Source organism: Mariprofundus sp. EBB-1 (assembly GCF_003665155.1).
Classification (GTDB): Bacteria; Pseudomonadota; Zetaproteobacteria; order Mariprofundales; family Mariprofundaceae; genus Mariprofundus.
Map to the genome: position 1 here is coordinate 45,777 of NZ_RCFQ01000003.1, position 20,730 is coordinate 66,506.

General features: G+C 48.5%; 20 protein-coding genes. 12 read left to right on the forward strand and 8 right to left on the reverse strand.

Annotated features, from left to right (window positions below; translation table 11 throughout):
* The gene (locus D8Y20_RS02030) at positions 1–474 is read right to left on the reverse strand and encodes a division/cell wall cluster transcriptional repressor MraZ (protein ID WP_236075190.1); all 474 of its coding nucleotides are present in this window, start codon (positions 472–474) and stop codon (positions 1–3) included.
* A 527-nt stretch (positions 475–1,001) separates the two neighbouring features.
* On the opposite strand from D8Y20_RS02030, the gene D8Y20_RS02035 reads away from it, so the two are divergent.
* From D8Y20_RS02035 to D8Y20_RS02075, 9 genes are all read left to right on the forward strand, one after another.
* The gene (locus tag D8Y20_RS02035; RefSeq protein WP_121541371.1) at positions 1,002–1,559 is read left to right on the forward strand and encodes a DUF177 domain-containing protein; all 558 of its coding nucleotides are present in this window, start codon (positions 1,002–1,004) and stop codon (positions 1,557–1,559) included.
* 65 nt (positions 1,560–1,624) lie between these two features.
* Positions 1,625–1,807, forward strand: coding sequence for a 50S ribosomal protein L32 (rpmF, locus tag D8Y20_RS02040; RefSeq protein WP_121541372.1), 183 nt, complete (start codon positions 1,625–1,627; stop codon positions 1,805–1,807).
* A 138-nt stretch (positions 1,808–1,945) separates the two neighbouring features.
* The gene (gene plsX / locus D8Y20_RS02045) at positions 1,946–2,983 is read left to right on the forward strand and encodes a phosphate acyltransferase PlsX (protein WP_121541373.1); all 1,038 of its coding nucleotides are present in this window, start codon (positions 1,946–1,948) and stop codon (positions 2,981–2,983) included.
* On the forward strand, positions 2,980–3,999 hold the full coding sequence (locus tag D8Y20_RS02050; RefSeq protein ID WP_121541374.1) for a beta-ketoacyl-ACP synthase III: 1,020 nt from the start codon (positions 2,980–2,982) through the stop codon (positions 3,997–3,999). The genes plsX and D8Y20_RS02050 overlap by 4 nt, the downstream gene beginning before the upstream one ends.
* 145 nt (positions 4,000–4,144) lie before the next feature.
* Entirely contained in the window at positions 4,145–5,086 is a 942-nt protein-coding gene (gene fabD, locus D8Y20_RS02055; protein WP_121541375.1) for an ACP S-malonyltransferase, read from the forward strand.
* Between the two features lie 13 nt (positions 5,087–5,099).
* On the forward strand, positions 5,100–5,840 hold the full coding sequence (gene fabG, locus D8Y20_RS02060; protein ID WP_121541376.1) for a 3-oxoacyl-ACP reductase FabG: 741 nt from the start codon (positions 5,100–5,102) through the stop codon (positions 5,838–5,840).
* A 105-nt stretch (positions 5,841–5,945) separates the two neighbouring features.
* Positions 5,946–6,185, forward strand: a complete 240-nt coding sequence (gene acpP / locus D8Y20_RS02065) for an acyl carrier protein (RefSeq protein WP_121541377.1) — start codon at positions 5,946–5,948, stop codon at positions 6,183–6,185.
* 6 nt (positions 6,186–6,191) lie between these two features.
* Positions 6,192–7,436 carry a beta-ketoacyl-ACP synthase II gene (gene fabF / locus D8Y20_RS02070; RefSeq protein ID WP_121541378.1) on the forward strand — a complete coding sequence of 415 codons (1,245 nt, stop codon included), beginning with the start codon at positions 6,192–6,194 and terminating at the stop codon, positions 7,434–7,436.
* A gap of 132 nt (positions 7,437–7,568) precedes the next feature.
* Positions 7,569–8,897 carry an anthranilate synthase component I family protein gene (locus D8Y20_RS02075; RefSeq protein ID WP_121541379.1) on the forward strand — a complete coding sequence of 443 codons (1,329 nt, stop codon included), beginning with the start codon at positions 7,569–7,571 and terminating at the stop codon, positions 8,895–8,897.
* A gap of 12 nt (positions 8,898–8,909) precedes the next feature.
* Here the strand turns inward: D8Y20_RS02075 and glmM are convergent, their stop codons facing one another.
* From glmM to D8Y20_RS02110, 7 genes are all read right to left on the reverse strand, one after another.
* A complete protein-coding gene (glmM, locus tag D8Y20_RS02080) occupies positions 8,910–10,256 on the reverse strand; it encodes a phosphoglucosamine mutase (RefSeq protein ID WP_121541380.1) in 1,347 nt (448 codons plus the stop codon).
* A complete protein-coding gene (locus tag D8Y20_RS02085) occupies positions 10,250–10,945 on the reverse strand; it encodes a YbbR-like domain-containing protein (RefSeq protein ID WP_121541381.1) in 696 nt (231 codons plus the stop codon). Before D8Y20_RS02085 ends, glmM begins: the two co-directional genes overlap by 7 nt.
* Positions 10,945–11,739: a diadenylate cyclase gene (locus D8Y20_RS02090; RefSeq protein ID WP_121541382.1), complete on the reverse strand. Its 795-nt coding sequence runs from the start codon at positions 11,737–11,739 to the stop codon at positions 10,945–10,947. The genes D8Y20_RS02085 and D8Y20_RS02090 overlap by 1 nt, the downstream gene beginning before the upstream one ends.
* A 186-nt stretch (positions 11,740–11,925) precedes the next feature.
* The gene (folP, locus tag D8Y20_RS02095) at positions 11,926–12,774 is read right to left on the reverse strand and encodes a dihydropteroate synthase (RefSeq protein WP_121541383.1); all 849 of its coding nucleotides are present in this window, start codon (positions 12,772–12,774) and stop codon (positions 11,926–11,928) included.
* 9 nt (positions 12,775–12,783) lie between these two features.
* The gene (gene ftsH, locus D8Y20_RS02100; protein ID WP_121541384.1) at positions 12,784–14,718 is read right to left on the reverse strand and encodes an ATP-dependent zinc metalloprotease FtsH; all 1,935 of its coding nucleotides are present in this window, start codon (positions 14,716–14,718) and stop codon (positions 12,784–12,786) included.
* Positions 14,719–14,808: 90 nt separating this feature from the next.
* The gene (tilS, locus tag D8Y20_RS02105) at positions 14,809–15,810 is read right to left on the reverse strand and encodes a tRNA lysidine(34) synthetase TilS (protein ID WP_236075191.1); all 1,002 of its coding nucleotides are present in this window, start codon (positions 15,808–15,810) and stop codon (positions 14,809–14,811) included.
* Between the two features lie 2 nt (positions 15,811–15,812).
* Positions 15,813–18,056, reverse strand: coding sequence for a hypothetical protein (locus D8Y20_RS02110; RefSeq protein ID WP_121541385.1), 2,244 nt, complete (start codon positions 18,054–18,056; stop codon positions 15,813–15,815).
* Between the two features lie 75 nt (positions 18,057–18,131).
* Between D8Y20_RS02110 and D8Y20_RS02115 the strand changes: the two genes are divergently transcribed.
* From D8Y20_RS02115 to D8Y20_RS02125, 3 genes are read left to right on the forward strand one after another with little or no spacing between them, the layout of a single operon-like run.
* Positions 18,132–19,091, forward strand: a complete 960-nt coding sequence (locus D8Y20_RS02115; protein WP_121541386.1) for a metal ABC transporter solute-binding protein, Zn/Mn family — start codon at positions 18,132–18,134, stop codon at positions 19,089–19,091.
* Positions 19,088–19,897 carry a metal ABC transporter ATP-binding protein gene (locus D8Y20_RS02120; RefSeq protein ID WP_121541387.1) on the forward strand — a complete coding sequence of 270 codons (810 nt, stop codon included), beginning with the start codon at positions 19,088–19,090 and terminating at the stop codon, positions 19,895–19,897. Before D8Y20_RS02115 ends, D8Y20_RS02120 begins: the two co-directional genes overlap by 4 nt.
* Positions 19,894–20,721, forward strand: a complete 828-nt coding sequence (locus tag D8Y20_RS02125) for a metal ABC transporter permease (RefSeq protein ID WP_121541388.1) — start codon at positions 19,894–19,896, stop codon at positions 20,719–20,721. Before D8Y20_RS02120 ends, D8Y20_RS02125 begins: the two co-directional genes overlap by 4 nt.
* Positions 20,722–20,730: the final 9 nt, after the last annotated feature.

The following is a 20,730-nucleotide window of genomic DNA, read 5'->3' on the forward strand; positions in this document are numbered from 1 at the left end:
TTACATGTCCAGTTCGAAGTCTTGCAGCGCTGCCAGATCGGTTACAAGCTGCTTGTCCCAGCTGGCTTTGTCCCATATTTCAAAGGTTTCCCCGGTGCCTGCAAAATGGACGGCGCGAGAGAGTGATGCATGTTGACGCAGCACGCCGGCCAATAAAATACGGCCCTGTTTATCTGGTGAAAACAGTTGCGATGGGGTGATGACAGCGCGTTTGAAATGAGGCCTTAGTTTGGCAGGCATCTCTTTGACGGCTGCCTGGAGGCGTTTCCACTCACGCGTGGGATAGGCAATCAGGCAATCGGTGTTGTGCGAGCGTGTGATGAACAATTGTCCATCGGCATGGTGGGTTTTTAGGGTGTCACGAAAAGGAGCAGGGATGCTAACGCGCCCCTTCTCATCCATGTTATTGCTGAACTCACCCTGAAACATTGCGCTGCTGGCCTCTCCCTGTGGTCGTGTGGTTAAATTCCCCACGATTCCCCACTAAATCCCAATAGTGTACCCTGTGCAAGCCTTGTCAACCCACTTTTCATTTATTGTAACCGGCTTAAAGCGTTTAGTTGTAGGTGATTTAACCGTTATTTACGTGCTTTTGATGGGTGGGGATCTGTGGGTGTGGAGAATGATAATCCATTGCCGAGTTGTTGGAAGAGATGTGATTCAGTCAATCATTCAGTAATTTATGTTTCATTGCTAATGCGTTTTATTGGCAGTGGATGCGGTTGTGACCCATTGTGAAGGTGACCATAATCTACCCGCTGCTGAAGTGCTATTGTAACGTGTTCTGAATTCAATCAATTCATCGTTTTTGTACTGTTGGGTGAAGAGTGTGGGCTGCAAATGACCGAATAAAGCTAAGATGCGTTTGTCGTTTTGACGATTCTGAGCGAAAATTTAAAGGCCCTCTAAAATAGATTATGTGTTTGAATGGTTTATGAAACTTGACCCGTTAAGGACTTTCACGATAATGCGCGCCTGCTTGAAAATGGCTCGGAGGAAATATGCAGCGACACTGGCTGGTGACATTGCAAAATATTTCGTCTTCCGGAAGAAGCTGGGATGCGGATGTTCCGAAGGCCTTGTTACAAGATGAGACCTGCGGTTCGGTAAATGTGCTGCCGGGCTTGACCGGTGATGTGCATTGGCGATTGGAGTTGACTCGTGTGGCTAAGTTTTTTCACCTTAGTGGTGATTGGAAGGCTGGCCTAATGCGCGACTGTAGTCGCTGTAATGCCGAGTTTGAATGGTCAACAACAGGCAAGACGGAACGTTTTTTTCAGTTTGGCTCCCCGATCAAAGAGAAGGGTGACGAGCAGGATAGTGATGAGGAAGACGAACGGGCGTATGATTTTATTGCCAAGCCGGGTGACATTAATTTACTCGACGTGTTGCGAGAAGATGTGTGGCTGGCATGGAAGGCTGATGTGATTTGCAGTGATTCATGCAAAGGGCTGTGTCAGGGTTGCGGTGTTAACTTAAATACCGACACGTGTCAGTGCGAGCAGGATGATAGTAATAATCCCTTCGCTGCTTTGCGCAGCTTGAAGTTGGATGGCTAAGAAAGTGTTAGTTAGATTTAGTTTTTAAGACGGGTCCGGTTGGATCAATCTTGTAGGAGAGTAAGATGGCAGTACCAAAGAGAAAAACCAGTGTATCCAAGCGTAAAATGCGTCGTTCGCATCACGCAATCGTTCCAGCAGGCATGTCTGAATGTCCTGAGTGTGGCGAAATGATGCGTCCACATCACGCATGTCCGCATTGCGGCACATATAAGGGCCGTGCTGTAAAGTCTTCAGCTGAAGATTGATCTAAAGGATAATTGCCTTGGCTGAATCTGACCGCGACTCCAGTGCGACTGCTTTAACGCGCATGCATTTTACCCACTCTATGATATGAAATATCATCACAGGGTGGAAAAAAAGCATGCAAGCGCGTTGTTTGTTACATGTTAACAAAGAGCGAAATTCGATTATTGGTTGATGGTCATGGCGGCGATAGTGCGCCAAGCATGGTGATTGAAGCGCTAATGATGGCGCTTTCTAAAACATTTACACGTCAGTTTGATAGTCCTATCAAGTTTGGCATTGTCGGTCAGGAAGAACTCATTCGCCCGCTTTTAGAGCAGCACGGTCTTGAAGACCGTGTTGTTTTGGTTGCTTCTACAGACGTTGTTGGCATGTGTGATTCACCGTCGCATGCCTTGCGACGGAAAAAAGATTCATCCATTCATGTGGGTGCGCGCCTGGTGCGTGATGGTGAGTGGGATGCCTTGGTTAGCGCTGGTAATACCGGCGCACTGATGGCTATTTCCAAACTGCTATTGAGAATGGTTCCGGGCATTGACCGTCCGGCGATCGCTTCCATGATTCCGGCCGTTGATAATGGTCGTACCTTGATGCTGGATGCCGGCGCCAACTCGGAATGTACATCTGATCATCTGGTTCAGTTTGCTATCATGGGTAGCTGTTATTTACAGGCTGCGGAGGGCATTGAAAGTCCGCGTGTAGGTTTGTTGAATATTGGCAGTGAAGACATTAAAGGAACTGATGTTATCAAGTTAACATCGAGTAAGTTGTCTGACACAACGCTGAATTATATCGGTAATGTTGAAGGTACCGATCTGTTTGGTGATAAGGTGGACGTGGTTGTATGTGATGGTTTTGTTGGCAATGTGGCCTTGAAAACCATGGAAGGCACGGCGCGTTTCCTGGCGGATAGTATGAAGCAGGAGCTTACATCCGGTCTTGTTTCCAAGGCGGGTGCGTTAATTGCCAAACGTGCATTGAAGCGCTTTAAAGATAAAGTGAATCCGGGTAAATATAATGGTGCTCCATTGCTTGGTTTGAATGGTATTGTGGTGAAAAGTCATGGTGGAGCAGATGCCGAGAGTTTTGTCAGTGCGATAGCTGTTGCCGCTCGCGAAGTCAGTGAAAACCTTACAAGTCGTATTTCCGAATCAGTACAGGAGCAGATAGAATCATGACTCTTTCCTCAGTGCATATTATTGGTGTCGGCGGTTATCTGCCTGAACGCATTATGACCAATGCGGATTTGGAAGCTTTGGTTGATACGACGGATGAATGGATCGCTGAACGCACCGGTATTCGTCAGCGCCATATTATTGCAGAAGATCAGATGACCTCTGATTTGGCCGTTGAGGCTGCCAAAATGGCACTGCTTGATGCAGGCATCACGATTGATGATATTGATGCGCTGGTGGTTGCGACAACTACACCGGATATGATTTTTCCTTCGACGGCAACAGTGGTGCAGAGCAAGCTCGGTGGCAAAGAGTTTCCTGCCTGGGATGTTCAGGCTGTCTGTTCCGGTTTTGTTTACGGATTAGCCCATCTTGAAGGCATGATGCGCGCTGGTATGTATAAACGTGTACTGATGATCGGTGCTGAATCGATGAGCCGTATTGTTGATTGGACCGACCGTGGTACTTGTATCTTGTTTGGCGATGGCGCCGGTGCGGTTGTGCTTGAAGCGGGCGGGCCGGATGCTGAAAATGGTATGGTTGGTTCTATTTTGCACGCCGATGGTTCTTATCGTGAATTGTTAAAGGCGCATCATACTCATCCTAAGTTAAGCCCTGAAATGCATCATCAGAAAATTGATTTTCGCATTGATTCTGCTGGTACGGCTGCCGTTGAAATGAAAGGCAATGAAGTCTTTCGCATTGCTGTTACCAAGCTTGGTAGTGTAGTGAAAGAGATTCTCGCCAAACATGAATTAACCGATTCTGATATTGATTGGCTGGTACCGCATCAGGCCAATATTCGCATTATTCAGGCGACAGCAAAAAAGTTGAAGATGGATATGGACCGGGTGGCACTTACCGTGGCGACCCATGGCAACACCTCTTCTGCCAGTGTGCCGCTGGCACTCAATGATCTCTATCGTTCAGGTAAACTTGAAAAAGGCCAGTTGATTCTGCTTGAAGCATTTGCGGGTGGATTTGCCTGGGGTGCAAACCTCTTACGCTGGTCGAAGTGATGAATAAATAGTCAAAGGCTTTTACCGCAAAGGACGCAAAGAAATCCTTTAAGCATTTCATTCTGGATGGTTTGACCTTTACTTTGCGTACTTTGCGGTGAAAAGTTTTATAGTTGAATGATTAAAACGAATGAAGGATGTAAACGTGGCTGATTTTGTATTTTTATTTCCCGGTCAGGGATCACAATCCAAAGGTATGCTGGATGCGTTTGATGGCATTGATATTGTAGCGCGTACGCTTGAAGAGGCGTCTGATGCCCTGGGCTTTGATATGGCCGCTCTTATTCGTGATGATGCGGATGATAAGCTTGGTCAAACGCAATTTACCCAGCCAGCTCTGTTAACGGCATCGACTGCGATGCTACGCTTGTGGCAAGAGCAGGGCGGCCCTGCTCCCGTTCAGGTGGCTGGCCATTCGCTGGGTGAGTACTCAGCGCTGGTTGCTGCTGGCGTGATCGCTTTCTCTGACGCTGTCAAATTAGTCTCATTTCGCGGCAAAGCGATGACAGAAGCTGTGCCTGCTGGTGTGGGTAGCATGGCAGCGATTTTAGGATTAGCGGATGATGTGATTGGCGATCTGTGTAGCACTGTTTCTGATTCAGAGCATAAAGTGTGGGCGGCGAATTATAATTGTCCCGGCCAGTTGGTGGTTGCCGGCCACGCGAGTGCAGTAGAACGTTTAATTGTAGCGGCCAAAGAGGCTGGTGCAAAACGTGCATTACCATTGGCTGTGAGTGCTCCGTCACACACGCCATTAATGCAGTCGGCTGCAGATCAAATGGCACAGCGTTTACAGGACGTGGCATTTAATACTCCAGCCTGCCCTGTTTGGGGTAATGCAAATGCGACAACGGAAACGAATGTTGATAACATTAGAGCAGCACTTGTAGCGCAACTTGTATCACCAGTGCGCTGGACAGAAACTGTTCAGCAGTTATCCAATGCTGGTGTTAGCAAAGCCGTTGAAATGGGCCCGGGCAAGGTGTTGGCCGGTCTTGTTAAACGCATTGACCGTAACATGGTTGTTGGTCCTGCTTTTGGGCCTGATAAGATTGAAAGCAGCATTGCTTTGATGAATGCTGATTAAGAAGGGAGCTAGCATGAGTGATTCTAAAACAGCATTGGTGACCGGCGCTAGTCGGGGGATTGGTAACGTGGTTGCCAGAGCATTGGCAAAAGCTGGTTTTAATCTGGCTATTTGCGGTACGACTCAGGCCACCATTGATAAAGCTGCTGAAACCCTGCGTGCAGACTTTGGCGTTGAAGTGCTGGCTAAAGCGGTGGATGTATCTGATCGTGAACAGATGCAGAGCTTTGTGCAGCAGACAGCTAAACATTTCGGTGGCTTGAATGTGCTGGTTAATAACGCTGGCATCACCCGTGATAATCTCTCTATGCGTATGAAAGAAGATGAGTGGAACGCGGTGATCGATACGAACCTCTCTTCGGTGTTTCATGCCATGCAGGCTGCATTAAAACCCATGATGCGCGCCCGTGGTGGCCGCATTATTAACATCTCATCGGTTGTGGCGGGCATGGGTAATCCCGGTCAGCTTAATTATTGCGCCAGTAAAGGTGGTGTGGAAGCAATGACACGCTCATTAGCGCGTGAAATTGGTTCGCGTAATATTACCGTTAATGCAGTTGCTCCGGGTTTTATTGCCACGGATATGACTGCGGATTTGGGTGACGATGCGCATGCGAAGTTAACTGGCCAAATTCCTTTAGGACGCCTTGGACAGCCAGAAGATATTGCAGCAGCAGTTGCTTTTCTTGCCAGTGATGCAGCGGGCTACATTACCGGACAGGTGTTGCATGTAAATGGCGGCATGCACATGTAATTCGTTTTATGGCGTAGCTGTAAAACAGATTTCACACTTGTGCGGTACTTGTGTGGATATAAACCTTATGATAGAAGCCGCACTATAAAAATTTCGGGAGGACTTATGTCTGCAGAAATCGAAGCTAAAATTATTAAAATTGTATCTGATCAGTTGAATGTTGATGAAGGTGAAATCAGCCCTGATTCTTCTTTTGTTGACGATCTGGGTGCAGATTCACTGGATACTGTTGAGTTGGTAATGGCATTTGAAGAAGAGTTCGGTGTTGAAATTCCAGACGAAGATGCTGAAGGCATCCAAAGCGTGCAGAACGCAATCGACTACATCGCTGCTAAAGCAGAATAATTCCTTATGACCAGACGCGTAGTCGTCACTGGTGTTGGGCTGGTTACTCCGCTCGGCACTGGTACAGATGTTACTTGGAATAATTTGATTGCCGGCAAGTCCGGTATTCGCCGAATAAGCCATTTTGATGCGGAAGCAACCGGCATGGCCTGCACTATTGCAGGCGAAGTTCCCGATTTTAAAGTCGAGGATTATGTGAATCGCAAAGATGCTCGTAAAATGGATACCTTTATTCAGTACGGTATCGCTGCGGCTGATATGGCACTCAAACAGTCGGGTCTGGAAATTACCGATGCCAATGCAGATCGAGTAGGTGTAGCGATCGGTTCTGGAATTGGTGGTATGCCGGCGATTGAAAAAACCATGCGTGCCTATGAGAAAGGTGGTGCTCGCAAGATATCACCATTCTTTATTCCCATGACCATTATCAATATGGCATCTGGCTGGGTCTCCATGCTGACTGGTGCCAAGGGGCCGAATGTGGCAACGGTTACCGCCTGTGCTACAGCTACCCATGCGATTGGTGAAGCATTTGAAATTGTCGCCAGTGGCAAGGCAGACGCCATGATTGCCGGTGGTACAGAAGCATGTATTTGTGAACTGGCTGTGGGTGGTTTCAGTGCATCTCGTGCGCTTTCCACACGCAATGACGAACCTGAACGTGCATCCCGTCCATGGGATGTTGATCGTGATGGATTTATTATGGGTGAGGGCGCCGGTATTTTGATGCTGGAATCCTTGGAGTCCGCTCAGGCCCGTGGTGCTACTATTCTGGCTGAATTGTCCGGTTTTGGTATGTCATCAGATGCCTATCATATTACCACACCATCGCCACGCGGTGAGGGTGGTGGTCGTTGCATGAAGATGGCGCTTGATTCAGCTGGTGTGAAGCCTGAAGATGTTGATTATATCAATGCTCATGGTACCTCAACACCTGCCGGTGATATCTGTGAAACACAGGGTATCAAGGATCTGTTCGGTGACCATGCTGCCAAACTGATGGTTTCATCGACCAAGTCGATGACTGGTCATCTGCTCGGTGCTGCCGGTGGTATTGAAGCTGCATTCACTGTGTTGGCGTTGCATCATGGTATTGTGCCTCCTACGATCAATTTGGAGAATCAAGATCCGGAATGTGATTTGGATTTTGTTCCGAATGAAGCGCGTCATGCGGATATCAAGGTGGCTATTTCCAACTCCTTCGGATTTGGTGGTACCAACGCTTCAGTTGTTATTCGCAAGTTCGACTGACAGTAACTATTCAGCTCACCCCCTGATTTTCCTAATGCCTGTGTTAAAAATGCTCACTTACACTAGTAAGCTCCGCTTTTTTACCTTGTCCTTAGAAAAATCAGAGGCAATCTGAACAGTTACTATAGATAGATGCCTGACGTGATATTCCGCGTCATAAAAAATCGAGGCCGTAAGCTTAGTGCTTACGGCCTTTTTTCTGCATCCCCGGATAGTTTTGCAGCTTTGCTTGAAGACCCTTCTGGTAATGGACGCCAGTTCCTTGTTTCAAAAGCAGGGTCATCTACGTCATTGCGGCAAGGTACTGATCAACAAGCTGCTGAATCATTCTTTCACGCATGGAAGCAGGCGTTGGCTGGTGATATTGAACCATCGCCTGCAATTCGCTGCCTTTTTTATGCTGCTTATGAGGCATCTTTATTGATTGAGCATTTACCAAGTGCTAAAAGCGATGTGCCCGGGCCGGTATTGTGGACATTGATACCGGATTATTCCATTTGCTTTGATGGTGATCAGATTCATCTGGCTGCCAGAAATGAGCATACAATCCGGACTGTATTGGATATGCTGGATAGCCATGCAGGCGAGTCTGTTGCGCATAAAACATGCTCTGCTGACCTGTCAAAGATTTCGGGCTTGGCATCGGAGCAATATACATTGGCAGTGGAAGCTGTGAAGTCATACATTGCTGGTGGTGATGTGTTTCAGGCTAATATCGCTCGATTCTGGTCCTTGCCGTTTCGATCTGCTGATCTGCAGGCTTTATATCATAAGCTGCGCCAGGTGAATTCCGCCCCTTTCTCTTCTTATGTTCAGATCGACTGCGATGACGAATCGCAAGAGAGCACCTTGCATTTAATATCAGCTTCTCCAGAGCGACTGTTTCGCACATTCGCCGATGGGGAGGTTGATACTCGTCCGATTGCAGGCACGAGAAGGCGCGCTGAAGGGGAGATGGACGATTCGCTAAGAGCAGAGCTTCTATTGTCTGAAAAAGAGCGTGCTGAGCATATCATGCTCGTTGACCTTGAGCGTAATGATCTGGGGCGAGTCTGTCGGCCGGGCAGTGTTGAAGTAAATGAACAGATGGTTATTGAGCAGTATGCGACAGTTCAACATATTGTCTCCAATGTGCGTGGATATCTGGCTGAGGGGATGGATGTCGTTGATCTGTTCAAAGCCATGTTCCCCGGCGGTACAATAACCGGCTGTCCCAAGGTGCGCTGTATGGAAATTATCCATGAATTGGAAAACAGTGCCCGCGGCCCTTATACCGGTGGATTGGGTTATGTTAGCTGGGATGGTTCATCGGATATGAATATTCTTATCCGTACCTTCTGGCACTTTGAGGGCCAGCTCAACTGGGCCGCCGGTGCTGGTATTGTGGCTGATTCTGATCCCCAACACGAATTGATTGAAACAGATCATAAAGCTGAAGGCCTGCTGCGCGCCCTGTTTTAGAGCGCTTGTAAGTTAGCAGATAAGCTCGGAAATCGCTTGTTTGAGTGGTTCGCCAATATCAAGCATCAGTGATTCGTCTTCAGCTTCTATCATAATGCGTAATTTAGGCTCTGTACCCGACATACGCACATTGATGCGTCCATCGGCACCTAAGCGTTCTTCGGCGTCAGTAATGAGAGCCTGCACTTTCTTGTCAGCCAATACATCCTTGCGCTCGGGCATAACGATGTTCCACAATTTTTGAGGAAAGAGAGTCATATCTGCGGCCATTTCTGACAGTGGTTTGTTCTGCTCACTCATGGCTGAGAGTAGTTGCAATGCTGTCATCAGGCCGTCACCCGTGGTGTTATGGTCGAGCAGGATCATGTGGCCGGATTGTTCGCCACCAAGGTTACAGCCTTTTTCACGCATCACCTCAAGCACATATCGATCACCAACTGCCGCGCGGTGCATGGTAAGCCCCATATCTTTCAGGTAACGCTCCAAGCCCATATTGCTCATCAATGTTGTTACAACACCACCACCGGTTAACAGGCCATGGTTATGGGTATGTTCCGCTAGAATCGCAATGACTCTGTCACCGTCAATAAGTTGGCCATTGCCATCACAGGCAATCAATCTGTCAGCATCTCCATCGAGAGCCAGACCAATGTCCGCACCTTTTTCTATGACCTGTTGCATCATATATTCAGGGTATGTGGAGCCACACTGCCGATTGATATTGTAACCATCCGGTTTATCAAACATGCGGATCACTTCACAGCCAAGTTCTTTTAAGATGCGAGGAGCAACGTCATAAGCCGCTCCGTTGGCGGAATCGATAACGACTTTAATGCCATCAAAGCGCATGCCGCGCGGTAATGAGCCTTTGAGAAACTCAATGTAGCGGCCACGGGCATCATCAATACGGAACGCTTTACCAATTTCCAGTGCCGCTGGCAGGGCTGGAAGATCATCGATACATGCTTCAATTTCAAGCTCGATACTGTCAGGTAATTTGAATCCATCGGAGGCAAAAAATTTGATGCCGTTATCGCCGGCCGGATTGTGTGATGCAGAGAGCATCACGCCGGCATCGGCACGTAAGCTGCGTGTTAAATAAGCTACTGCGGGAGTGGGAATTGGCCCTACAAGTAGCACATTCATACCTTGTGCCGTCAGCCCTGCACATAGTGCTGATTCGATCATATAACCTGAGAGACGCGTGTCTTTACCGATAAGAATCTGCGGCTGATGATCCATATGACGGGTTAACACATGCCCCGCTGCTCTCCCCAATGTTAATGCAAATTCGGCAGTCATAGGTGGTTTATTGACAGTGCCGCGAACCCCGTCGGTTCCAAAATAACGTCTCATAATGGGTCTCCTGGCACAGTGGCCGGTGTTGGTCGTATTGATTTTTTCAGCAAAGTGCCCTGAATAATGATTTCGGTATTGTTATCGGTCAGGCGGATTGCCTTGCCGGAAGGACTTTCAATACCTGTGCTGGTCTTAAAAGCGCCCTCCTTTAAGGTTAGGCGAATAGGTGCAGTATCCACTTCACGCAATGGTTCCAGCCAGACTTCAGGGCCTGTGAGTTTGACTTGCTGTGGTTTAATGTTGATGTCATCAACGTACCAGCCTTCGGGTAACTCAAAACTGGCTTTAATGGGAATGGAGCGCGTGACCAATCGATCCACTTGTAGTTGAAGTCGATCAGGTTGTACTTTATCAATATGTAACCCCACCGGTAGAGAGACCGCCGACAATTGCGGTGCTCTTTCAACCACCCCTGGAGTGGTTAAATCAGATGCATTGATAGGTATCGATAAGTTGCGTTCACGCAGATCTTTTAAGCGGGACTGTAATCCATTGATGGATACGCGAACATGATCAGGGAAATCATTCACGATGACCATATCTGCAGGAAGGCCATGTACCTGCAAAGGCACATCCATGCTGACAGAGCCTTCTCCTTGCCCATGTACGTGTAGCCACAGGGATAAGGCGATAGCAATGGCCCAGAAATGTAAGTTATAACGCCGGAACAGTGCAAGTGACTTAGCCACTATGCTTCTCCGCTTATGGAATTGCTGACTTGAGAGCGCGCTCCTGAAAAGAGCTGGTCTTCCAGTGCCTTGTGCAATGTCTTGCTATCCATTCGGCTACCCATTTGCCCCTCTTTTACCAAGTGTACATCACCATTTTCTTCAGAAATGACAATGACCAGTGCATCTGTTTCTTCTGAAATGCCGACAGCAGCACGGTGGCGGGTACCAAAGTGGCCTGATACAGTGTTGGATTGTGCTAGCGGAAGCAAGACGCGTGCAGCCAATATTCGGCTTCCACGCTCATCTCTGGCGACCATGATGGCACCATCATGCATGGGAGCCTCAGGACAAAATAGCGACTGAATCATGTCAGCACTCAGTGGTGCATCCATGGTGACACCTGAATCAAACAGATGTCTTAAGCCGGTGTCGCGTTCTATTACGATTAAGCCGCCCCAGCCGCGATGCACCAATGAAAAAGAGGATTCAACCAGTGCATCAATCATGCCTTCAATGGGGCCAGCGTTAGCAGCCAGTGGATTAATAGCGACACGCATCAATGCGCGTCTGATCTCTTGCTGAAACAGTACTACTAAAATGACCATGAAGGCTGAGAAGAAATGACCGAACATCCACTCTACAGTGAACAGGCCAAAGGTGCGTGCCAATTGATAAGTGATGACAACGACAGCAACGCCGATGAGCATTTGTACGGCACGGGTACCACGAATGAGGTGCAGGAAAAAATAAACAACAACGGCAACAACCGCGATATCTATAAAGTCTGTAATGCCGAATTGCCAATTGGACATGGGCGTGATGCACCTCAATAACATTATTTAAGCTGTAGAAGTTCGTTGATGCCTGACGCTTTCAATGACGTATGCACAGAGCTTCTTTTGTCTGTTTCGCTGTACATGATGAGAGCAAAGCGGAACAGGTTGAACCGAATCTGTAAATGACGAACTTAAGCTAGTGTGATTGCTTTAGCTTGCAAGCTAAAAGCTGGGGTGGAGTGAGAGTGCTGATGCGACCTGCATGGCACGGCGTTGCAATGGCACATCATGCACGCGCAATATGTCGGCTCCGTTAGCTATGCCTATAGCACCGGCTACGGCAGTTTCAATTTCACGATCATGGATGGGGCTATCTGTTAACTGGCCCAGAAATGATTTGCGGGATACCCCCAATAACAGGGGCATATTAAAGTGTTGTTTGAAATGACCAAGACCTTGAATCAAGGCGATATTATCCTGCAAGCGTTTGCCAAAACCTATGCCCGGATCAAGTGTGATGGCAGATGCCTGAATGCCAGCCTGCAGGCATGCATCAATACGTTGGTTAAAAAACAGACTTACATCTGCAACTGCATCGCTATATTTGGGCTGTTGCTGCATGGTTTTTGGTAAGCCCTGCATATGCATGAGGCACACATCTACATGGCTATCAGCGATAACAGCCAGGCTGTCAGGATCAAAGGTCAGCGCACTTACATCATTGATCATGCTGGCTCCGGCTTTAATTCCCTGATGCATAACCTCAGCTTTCATGGTGTCCGCCGAGACGAAGCAGCCTTGATCAGTTAAGGCCTGAATAACCGGAATAACACGGGCCAACTCTTCTTCTAGTGGAACTGTTTCTGAACCCGGGCGGGTGGATTCTCCACCGACATCAATGATCGCGGCACCCTGTTCAAACATATGCAGACCGTGCTCAATGGCACTTTCAATGTTAAAAAAATTACCGCCATCCGAGAATGAATCGGGGGTGCAATTTAGCACCCCCATGATCCATGCATCACTGCTTACACCGCTGTCAGATTGCGGTCGGTGCCAGCGGGATTGCATTGATGTTACCTAGCTGGTTTTGCTGGCCTGACCAGCTTCATCACCGGATGATTTTTTCTCATCATCTCCGACATCAACCTTGGCTTCAGGTTCTTCTGAAGGGGGCGGTGTTGCGGAGCTTTTTTGCTCGGCATCTTTGATCAGCAAGGGCTCTTTGCCCTCCATAACGCGGTCAATATCAGTGGTATCCAGCGTTTCATATTTGATTAGCCCCTTGGCTAGCAGATGCAGTTGATCCATATGCTCTTCGAGAAGGAGCTTGGCTCTGTCGTAATTTTCTTCAATAATCTTACGTACTACACCATCAATTTTACGTGCTGTTTCTTCTGATATATTGGTTTGACGGGTTATATCACGACCCAGAAATGGTTCGTGTTCGCGTTCGCCATACACCATAGGACCAAGTTCAGACATGCCCCACTGCGTTACCATATTGCGTGCTAATTGTGTTGCGCGTTCAAAGTCATTGGATGCGCCGGTAGTCATCTGGCCCAGTACCAACTCTTCGCCCAGACGGCCACCCATCATGATGGAAATCTGATCCAGCAGATATTCTTTATCGTGATTGAAACGGTCTTCTTCAGGCATTTGCATGGTGATGCCGAGAGCCTGACCGCGTGGAATGATGCTTACCTTATGCACCGGATCAGCATTTTTCAGGTGTTTAGCAACCAGTGTATGACCTGCTTCATGGTAGGCTGTTGTCTCTTTTTGATCATCAGAGATCAACATAGATCGGCGTTCGGTGCCCATCATTACTTTGTCTTTAGCGGTTTCAAAATCTGCGCGCATTACTTTGTCACGATCAAAGCGTGCAGCATTGAGGGCTGCTTCATTGACCAGGTTGGCCAGATCTGCGCCGGAAAAGCCCGGTGTACCACGCGCCAGTTCTTTGCCGTTTACATCGGATGAAAGTGGCACTTTGCGCATATGTACTTTCAGGATCTGTTCGCGACCCAATAAATCCGGGCGAGGAACCACAACCTGACGGTCAAATCGACCTGGACGCAAGAGTGCAGGATCCAGTACATCCGGACGGTTGGTGGCAGCTACCAGAATTACGCCTTCATTGGACTCAAACCCATCCATCTCTACCAGCATCTGGTTCAGTGTCTGTTCGCGCTCATCGTTACCGCCGCCGACACCGGCACCACGATGACGGCCCATAGCATCAATTTCATCAACAAAGATAATGCATGGTGCATGTTTTTTGGCCTGTTCAAACATATCACGTACACGTGAAGCACCCACACCCACAAACATTTCAACAAAGTCAGATCCGGAAATGGAGAAGAATGGTACTTCTGCTTCTCCGGCAATGGCACGGGCGAGCAATGTTTTACCGGTGCCGGGAGGGCCAACCAATAACACGCCTTTAGGGAGCTTGCCGCCAAGGCGTGTGAATTTTGATGGATCACGCAGGAATTCGATGACTTCGGTAACTTCCTGTTTTGCTTCATCACAACCTGCAACATCTTCAAATGTGACCTTGGCTGTATTTTCATTCAGCAACTTGGCTTTACTCTTACCAAAGCCCATTGCTCCGCCTTTACCGCCGCCCTGCATTTGACGCATGAAAAATACCCAAACACCAATCAGTAGCAACATAGGGAACCATGAAATCAGTATTGATAACAGGAATGGCACTTCATCCGGAGCTTTAACATTGATGACAACATGCTGATCAAGCAGACGTTGTGAAAGCGCTGTATCATTGCCCGGTACGGTGACGTTGTAGTTTTTTAATTCACCGGAGTTGTCGCGGTACTGACCATTAACCAGATTATCTTTGATGGTGGCAGTCTCAACCATGCCGTTGTCCACTTTTTCAATATACGTTGAGTAGGCCATTTTTTCGGCCTTCTGCATTGGTGCTGAAAACATATTGAAAAGGCTCATCATGGTTAGACCAATCACTAACCAGAGCAGTAAATTTTTACCCATAAAAACAGTTCCTCGTCATTTTTTGTTGCGTGGTATACATGCTTGTTGAGCGTAAGCATCTTATTTTATTGTGAAAACAGCATTAAACATCTAATTATTGTGTGCAAAATCTGCTCTAGTTGGCTGTAGATGCAAGCAGCCTCGCTTTCTGTAGAGACGGCAGCGTGATAAATCAACCCCCCCCCGGCCACTTTTTGTTGTCCATGTTTCAACCAGTTCGATGTGACGGCGACCGGGGGTGATGCCGTCGCCAAGCAGATGCGCCATCATTTTTTGTAATAATCGGGCGCGAATAACGCTGGAACAAGACTTCCACGTCAGCCATGGAATAGTAATTATATTTTGCGCATTTTGGGCTGTAGGCTGCCACAATGCGTCTGCTTGTAGATCAATGTGCCGAATGAGGATATCGGCCTGTTGCTGCCAGCGCAGAAACAGGCTCTGTGGAGAAATGCCGGCCTTTTCCATGCGGGGAAACAGCTGATGCCTGATGCGATTGCGCCAGATACTCATGTCGCGGTTGCTTGGGTCTTCAAACCAGCTGATATTCGTATCAATCAGTGCCTGCCTTAAATCCTGTGCCGGCACATGCAATAGCGGCCGTACAATGCGTAGTTCACCAAACAGGCGTTCGTGACGCATGCCCTGGCAACCACCTGCTCCGGCACCTTGCAAGAGGCGCATGCAGACGGTTTCAGCCTGATCATCAAGGTGTTGAGCCAGGCAGAGGGTAGAAATACCCGTTGTATGGCCCCATTTTTGAAATTGTGCCAGACGGCCATGGCGTGCCTCTGCTTCGCGGTTTTTGCCGGATGGAGAGGGTAGGCGGCCGTTGATAAATGTAATGCCCCAGGATGCAGCTTTGTTCCGCAATAGCTCCGCTTCCCGTTGAGATGAGTCACGCCAGCTATGATCTACATGCCAGGCTTGAACGTCATGTCCGGCATCCTTCAAGGCCAGCAGCAGTGCAGTTGAATCGGCACCTCCTGACCATCCTACAGCCAGTTGTTGCGGTAAGGGTGGTATATTGGCATGCATCAGCCAGTGTTTGTAAGGGAACCGTAATGTAGCCGAGTTCGCCTGATTGGGCATCATCATTTCCAGTGCATCAATCCGCGTTCAATAATACGTTTGCTTACCATGCTATCAGCATCCAGTAGCTCAAACACATCTATATCCACACCGCCCAAATTTGTTTTGCCGGCCTTTAATAACATCCAGGGAGCGTCATTCTCGGATGCTGTCTGCTGGATGACCAGCAGTTCCAGACCGCCATGCGGCAAACGGAATTCATCCAGAACGCCTTGCACCTGGCTTTTGTTCAAGCGAAAGCTTTTGATGCTGGCTTTTTTTGCAAGCAGTGTGGTCAATTCGGTCATGGCGGCAGCGGTAAAGGCGAAACCGGCATTGTGCAATACCTGTATGATATGCCCTTCCGCTGTTTTGACAGGTTCAATGTTTACAGACCCTAAGGGGCTGGTGTTGTTCGCGCTATTGCGCTCATGGATGAGTTGGCCAATGCGACTGTCACGCCTGAGTCCTGCCTCGGCTTGCGTTACAGCAAGCGAAAAGGCAATGCGATATTGCCCTATATTTGGATCTTTGAATTCAGAAAAGCTCCACTCTCCGGTCATGTCCATACACATCGAAATGGCTGGAACTGCGAGCTTGTCATCGATCTTCTGCTGTGATGATGATGCAAACCACTGTTTTAATTGTTGGCGCAAAGCAATGCCTGTTTCTGTGAGATGCAGTACTGAGCCGCGCAAGTTACATCCTGAAGCAGAGCAGGCGTCAAGAAACACACCATCTCTGGCATCGATCAAGGATAATATGCCCGGTAAAAAGGTGTTGGTGATATAGGGGCCTGCATCCAAGCCATGCCAGGCCTTTAACCCGGCTAGATATTCCGACCATTCGATGCGCAGGCAGCCCTGACGTTGGGATAAGGCTTTACCGCTGTGTAGTGCTTTAGTGACATCCGGCTGAATGAGAACCAAATCACCATCGCGCCAGGCTTTTTCCAGCAGCGCATCGGTTTCGCCACCGCTGCCTTTTCCACTGTTTACATTGCCACCACTGCGTAAGCCACCCGCACTGCGCATGCTGTTTGTAGAGCGACCTGTAGGGGTACTCTTTTCTTTAGCGGCAAGGCTATCTTTTCTATCGAGCCATGATTTTTCAGATATGCGTCGCGCTACTTCAATTTTCACATCTTCATCAAATACTCTGAAAGCCATCAGTGTGATGTTGTCTTCCAACCAAGGCTCATCAGTTTTCTTGGCGGTGCGGTCGCCTTGCATCCAGGCCAAGAGCCATTTCGCTACCGGTGACTCTTGATTGGCTTTAAGATTATCTATTGCCGCTGTATCCGGTAGAACCTGTCTGGCTAGCAGTTGATCCAGCTTTTTGGCATCCAGTACATAACGCATCCAGCCACTAAAGTTGCTGTCCATACCGAGCTTCCACAGTGATAAGCGGGCCCAGCAACGGCGCTGTAAATGTGCCCCGAGTTGATCTTTGGCAAGTAACTGCAGCATGCCACCTTCATTATGCATACCAACCTTGCTTCGCAACAGTCGCATGCGAGGTACGATCTCTGGCTCTAATCCATAGGCTCGAATCACCCGACTATCATCAGCCAGTAAGGATGCATCCGGTTGATACTGTAAAAAGGCCATTGGTGTGGCCGGTAACATCATCGACTCATAAGTGGCGATGCGTGTTACTTCAACGACACCTTCCAGATATCGTTGCAAAAAGCGTTGCAGCGCCCAAACATACAATCCTCCAATAACAGACAAGAGCACATGGTTGGTTTTCTCAATATGTTCATCGGACAGTTTACCAATGCCTTCACGAATAAGTTTTAGTAGTAGCACATTGATGGCAGGAACCCAGGGGGCCGCATCTGCTTGATCCTGTTTCCAGCCCTGCTCCCACATCACCTCACATACTTGTAGCAGTGCGTTTGCACCTTCCGGATCTGCACACCAGTGATGTAGCAGATCCCGTGAAATATGTGGATTCTGCTTGCGCAGATAGGCCACCATACGGCGCACTTTATCGTCCATGTTGGGCAGTTTGTGGGCCGATATTTTTTCGCCACGCACTTCATAACGCACGGCGTAATCCTGTAGTCGGTGCAGAGCGGTCGAAATGGTTCGCGCCACTTGCGGGTGAATGACATAGGGAATGTATTCACGGGCATCTTCGCCGGACATACGAATGGGCAATCGATGCACATCAACGGCACAGCGCTGCGCCGGTTGTTCATGACGATTCAGGATTGGCCTGTACCAGCTCCAGCGGAACGAAAAATAGTCAGGAGAGATCATAGACAAGCAGTTTCCATATAAGCGTGTCATTAATCAAGGGATGGACTTTTCTAATTAGATGCTAGCATACGGCATATGAGAATTGTTCACCATTCATTTTATACGTTTTGCAGGGCGTTGGGTTTCGCGTTTTTGTTGAATTCAAGTGTTTCTTGTGCTGCAAAAGCAGCTGAAATTGCAGTGACTTTGCCGCCGTTGGCTGGCTTGATTGCTATGTTGGACAATAAGGCCGATGTCTTGTGTTTGCTGGCAAATGGTTCTGATCCACATCATTTTCAACTCACGCCACGTAAAATCGAAGCGGCAGAGCAGACCGCGTTGTTGATGCGTGCATCGAAAGATGATGGTGGTTGGCCTTTACCACCAAAGCATGCCCGCACACTCGATCTGTGGCCGGAGATTGACCACGGTTGGCTTAGCCCGGTAGCGGTGCGAAATGCTCTGCCTGCCATCGCCAAAACCTTGTCTGATCTGCACCCCGAACGTCAGGCTGATATTGCAGTGGCATTAGAGCATGCTTTGAAAACGACACAGACAATAGAAGTTGAATGGAAGGATGCACTTAAAGAGGCATCGACGTCCGGTGTACTTATGCAGCATCCCTCATGGCGACGATTGATGCAGTTGATGGAAGTGCCTGTGTTGAATGTGCTTGAATCAGGACATCACGGTCATGAGCATGGTCCGCGTCAGCTTGAACATGCTTTGCAGAGCCTGAATACCCATCCGGGAGCATGGCTGATCGCTGATGATGGTCATAGTAATCGTTCTCTGGATTGGCTGCAGAATCACACATCGGTAACACTTCATCGTGTTCGTTTAAATGCTGTGGGAACATGTTCACAATCATGGCCGGAGCTGATGCGGCAGAATATTGCACAGTTCAGAACCAAGTCATTGCTTTCACCTACAAGTGAATCCGGGCAGCGGCCCGACCAGCAGAATGACCTGCAGACCGATCACCATCATGATCATCCATCAGAGGCTCACATTGAACATCAATCGAACTCTCAACATGGGCATGATTCTTTATGAATGCGCCAGTCGTTCAAATCAATCATTTGAATTTCGGGCCGGCCAAGAAACCTGTTTTAGATGGCATTGACCTAGAACTTGAGGCTGGGCATTTTCTCGGCATTGTTGGTCCTAACGGCGCGGGTAAAAGTACCCTGTTGAATATTGTTGCAGGTCTGACCACACCAAACAGTGGCCATATCGACCTGTTTGGAAAATGTTTAACACGCTTCAGTCGCCATACCTTACTCAAGCAGATCGGTTTTCTGAATCAATTGCATGATCATGAACCTCGCCTGCCCATGCGTGTGTCTGATGTTGTCGCAATGGGCTTGCCTAATTATGCCATGCCCTGGCATTACGGTGATCATCATGATGAAATCATGCACGCACTGGAACTGTTTGATATGCAGGAGCTGGCAGATGCCGACTTTCGCTTGTTGTCTGGCGGTCAGCGCCAGCGTACCCGTCTGGCACGTGCTTTGGTGCGTAAACCTCGTCTGTTGCTGCTTGATGAACCATCTGCTGCACTCGACAGCGTGCGACAGGAGAAGTTGTTTCAATTGTTACGCAGATTGTGTGACGAGACTGGTATGAGTGTGATTATGGTTGAGCATGATATTGCTGCGATCAGTTCACATGTCGATTCTGTCGCCTGTTTAAATCGCCAAATTCACCATCATGCTATGAAGGGAGAAGATATCCCTGAAAATATTTGGCGTGCGATGTATGGAGATCATATTCATATCATGGCGCATGATGCTGGCTGTATCGGATGTGGGCCGGGTGAAACAGGTAAAGCAGATCAGCATGGACATGTATCATGATGGAGCTATTGACTGATTTTTGGGCTAGCCCTGTGATGCGCGAAGCCTTAACACCTGCACTGTTGATTGCTGTTGTGACGGCTTCAATGTCGGTCATGGTGATGGCGCACAGGCTCTCTTTCCTTACCGTCGGCGTGTCACACGCTTCACTGGCTGGCTTGGGCTTTGCTGTGACACTGGCTTTGCCTCTGTTACCAACAGCCACCGTTTTTGCTGTACTTATTGCCTTGCTGTTGGCGCTGATGCCGAAGAAGAAGGGTATCTCGGAAGATGCGAGCACGGGTATGCTGTTTGCCGGTAGCATGGCGTTGGGCATTGTCTTGATTTCAAATGCAGCAAGCCCGCAAGTGGATCTGTTTGGTCTGTTGTTTGGTAATATTTTAACGATTTCAGCGGCGGAGCTAAATTGGTTATATCTGTTGAGTGGTTTGATTTTACTCTCCTTGTTATTGGCTGCGCGGGCCTGGTGGAGCATTGCCTTTGATGCGGTCACTGCCGATGCCTCCGGCCTGCCGGTTTCAAGCCTGAAGTTACTGCTCTATGGCATGGTGGGTTTAACGGTTATTTTATGTGTGAAGTTGGCCGGTATTGTGCTGACCGCAGGTTTAATGATTTTGCCAGCGGCTTGTGCCTGGATTTGGGGGCGCTCCTTGCTTGGTTTGTGGGGCTTGTCGGTGATGTTTTCGCTAACAGGCACAATGGTGGGGTTGATTTGGTCATATGCTTATGAATGGCCGTCTGGCGCAACCGTTGTGTTGGCACTGTGTCTCTTTTTTGTCATCAGCTGGTGTAGCAGCTGGCTTAAATCCAAATTCGGTCAATAACAGTTTTAC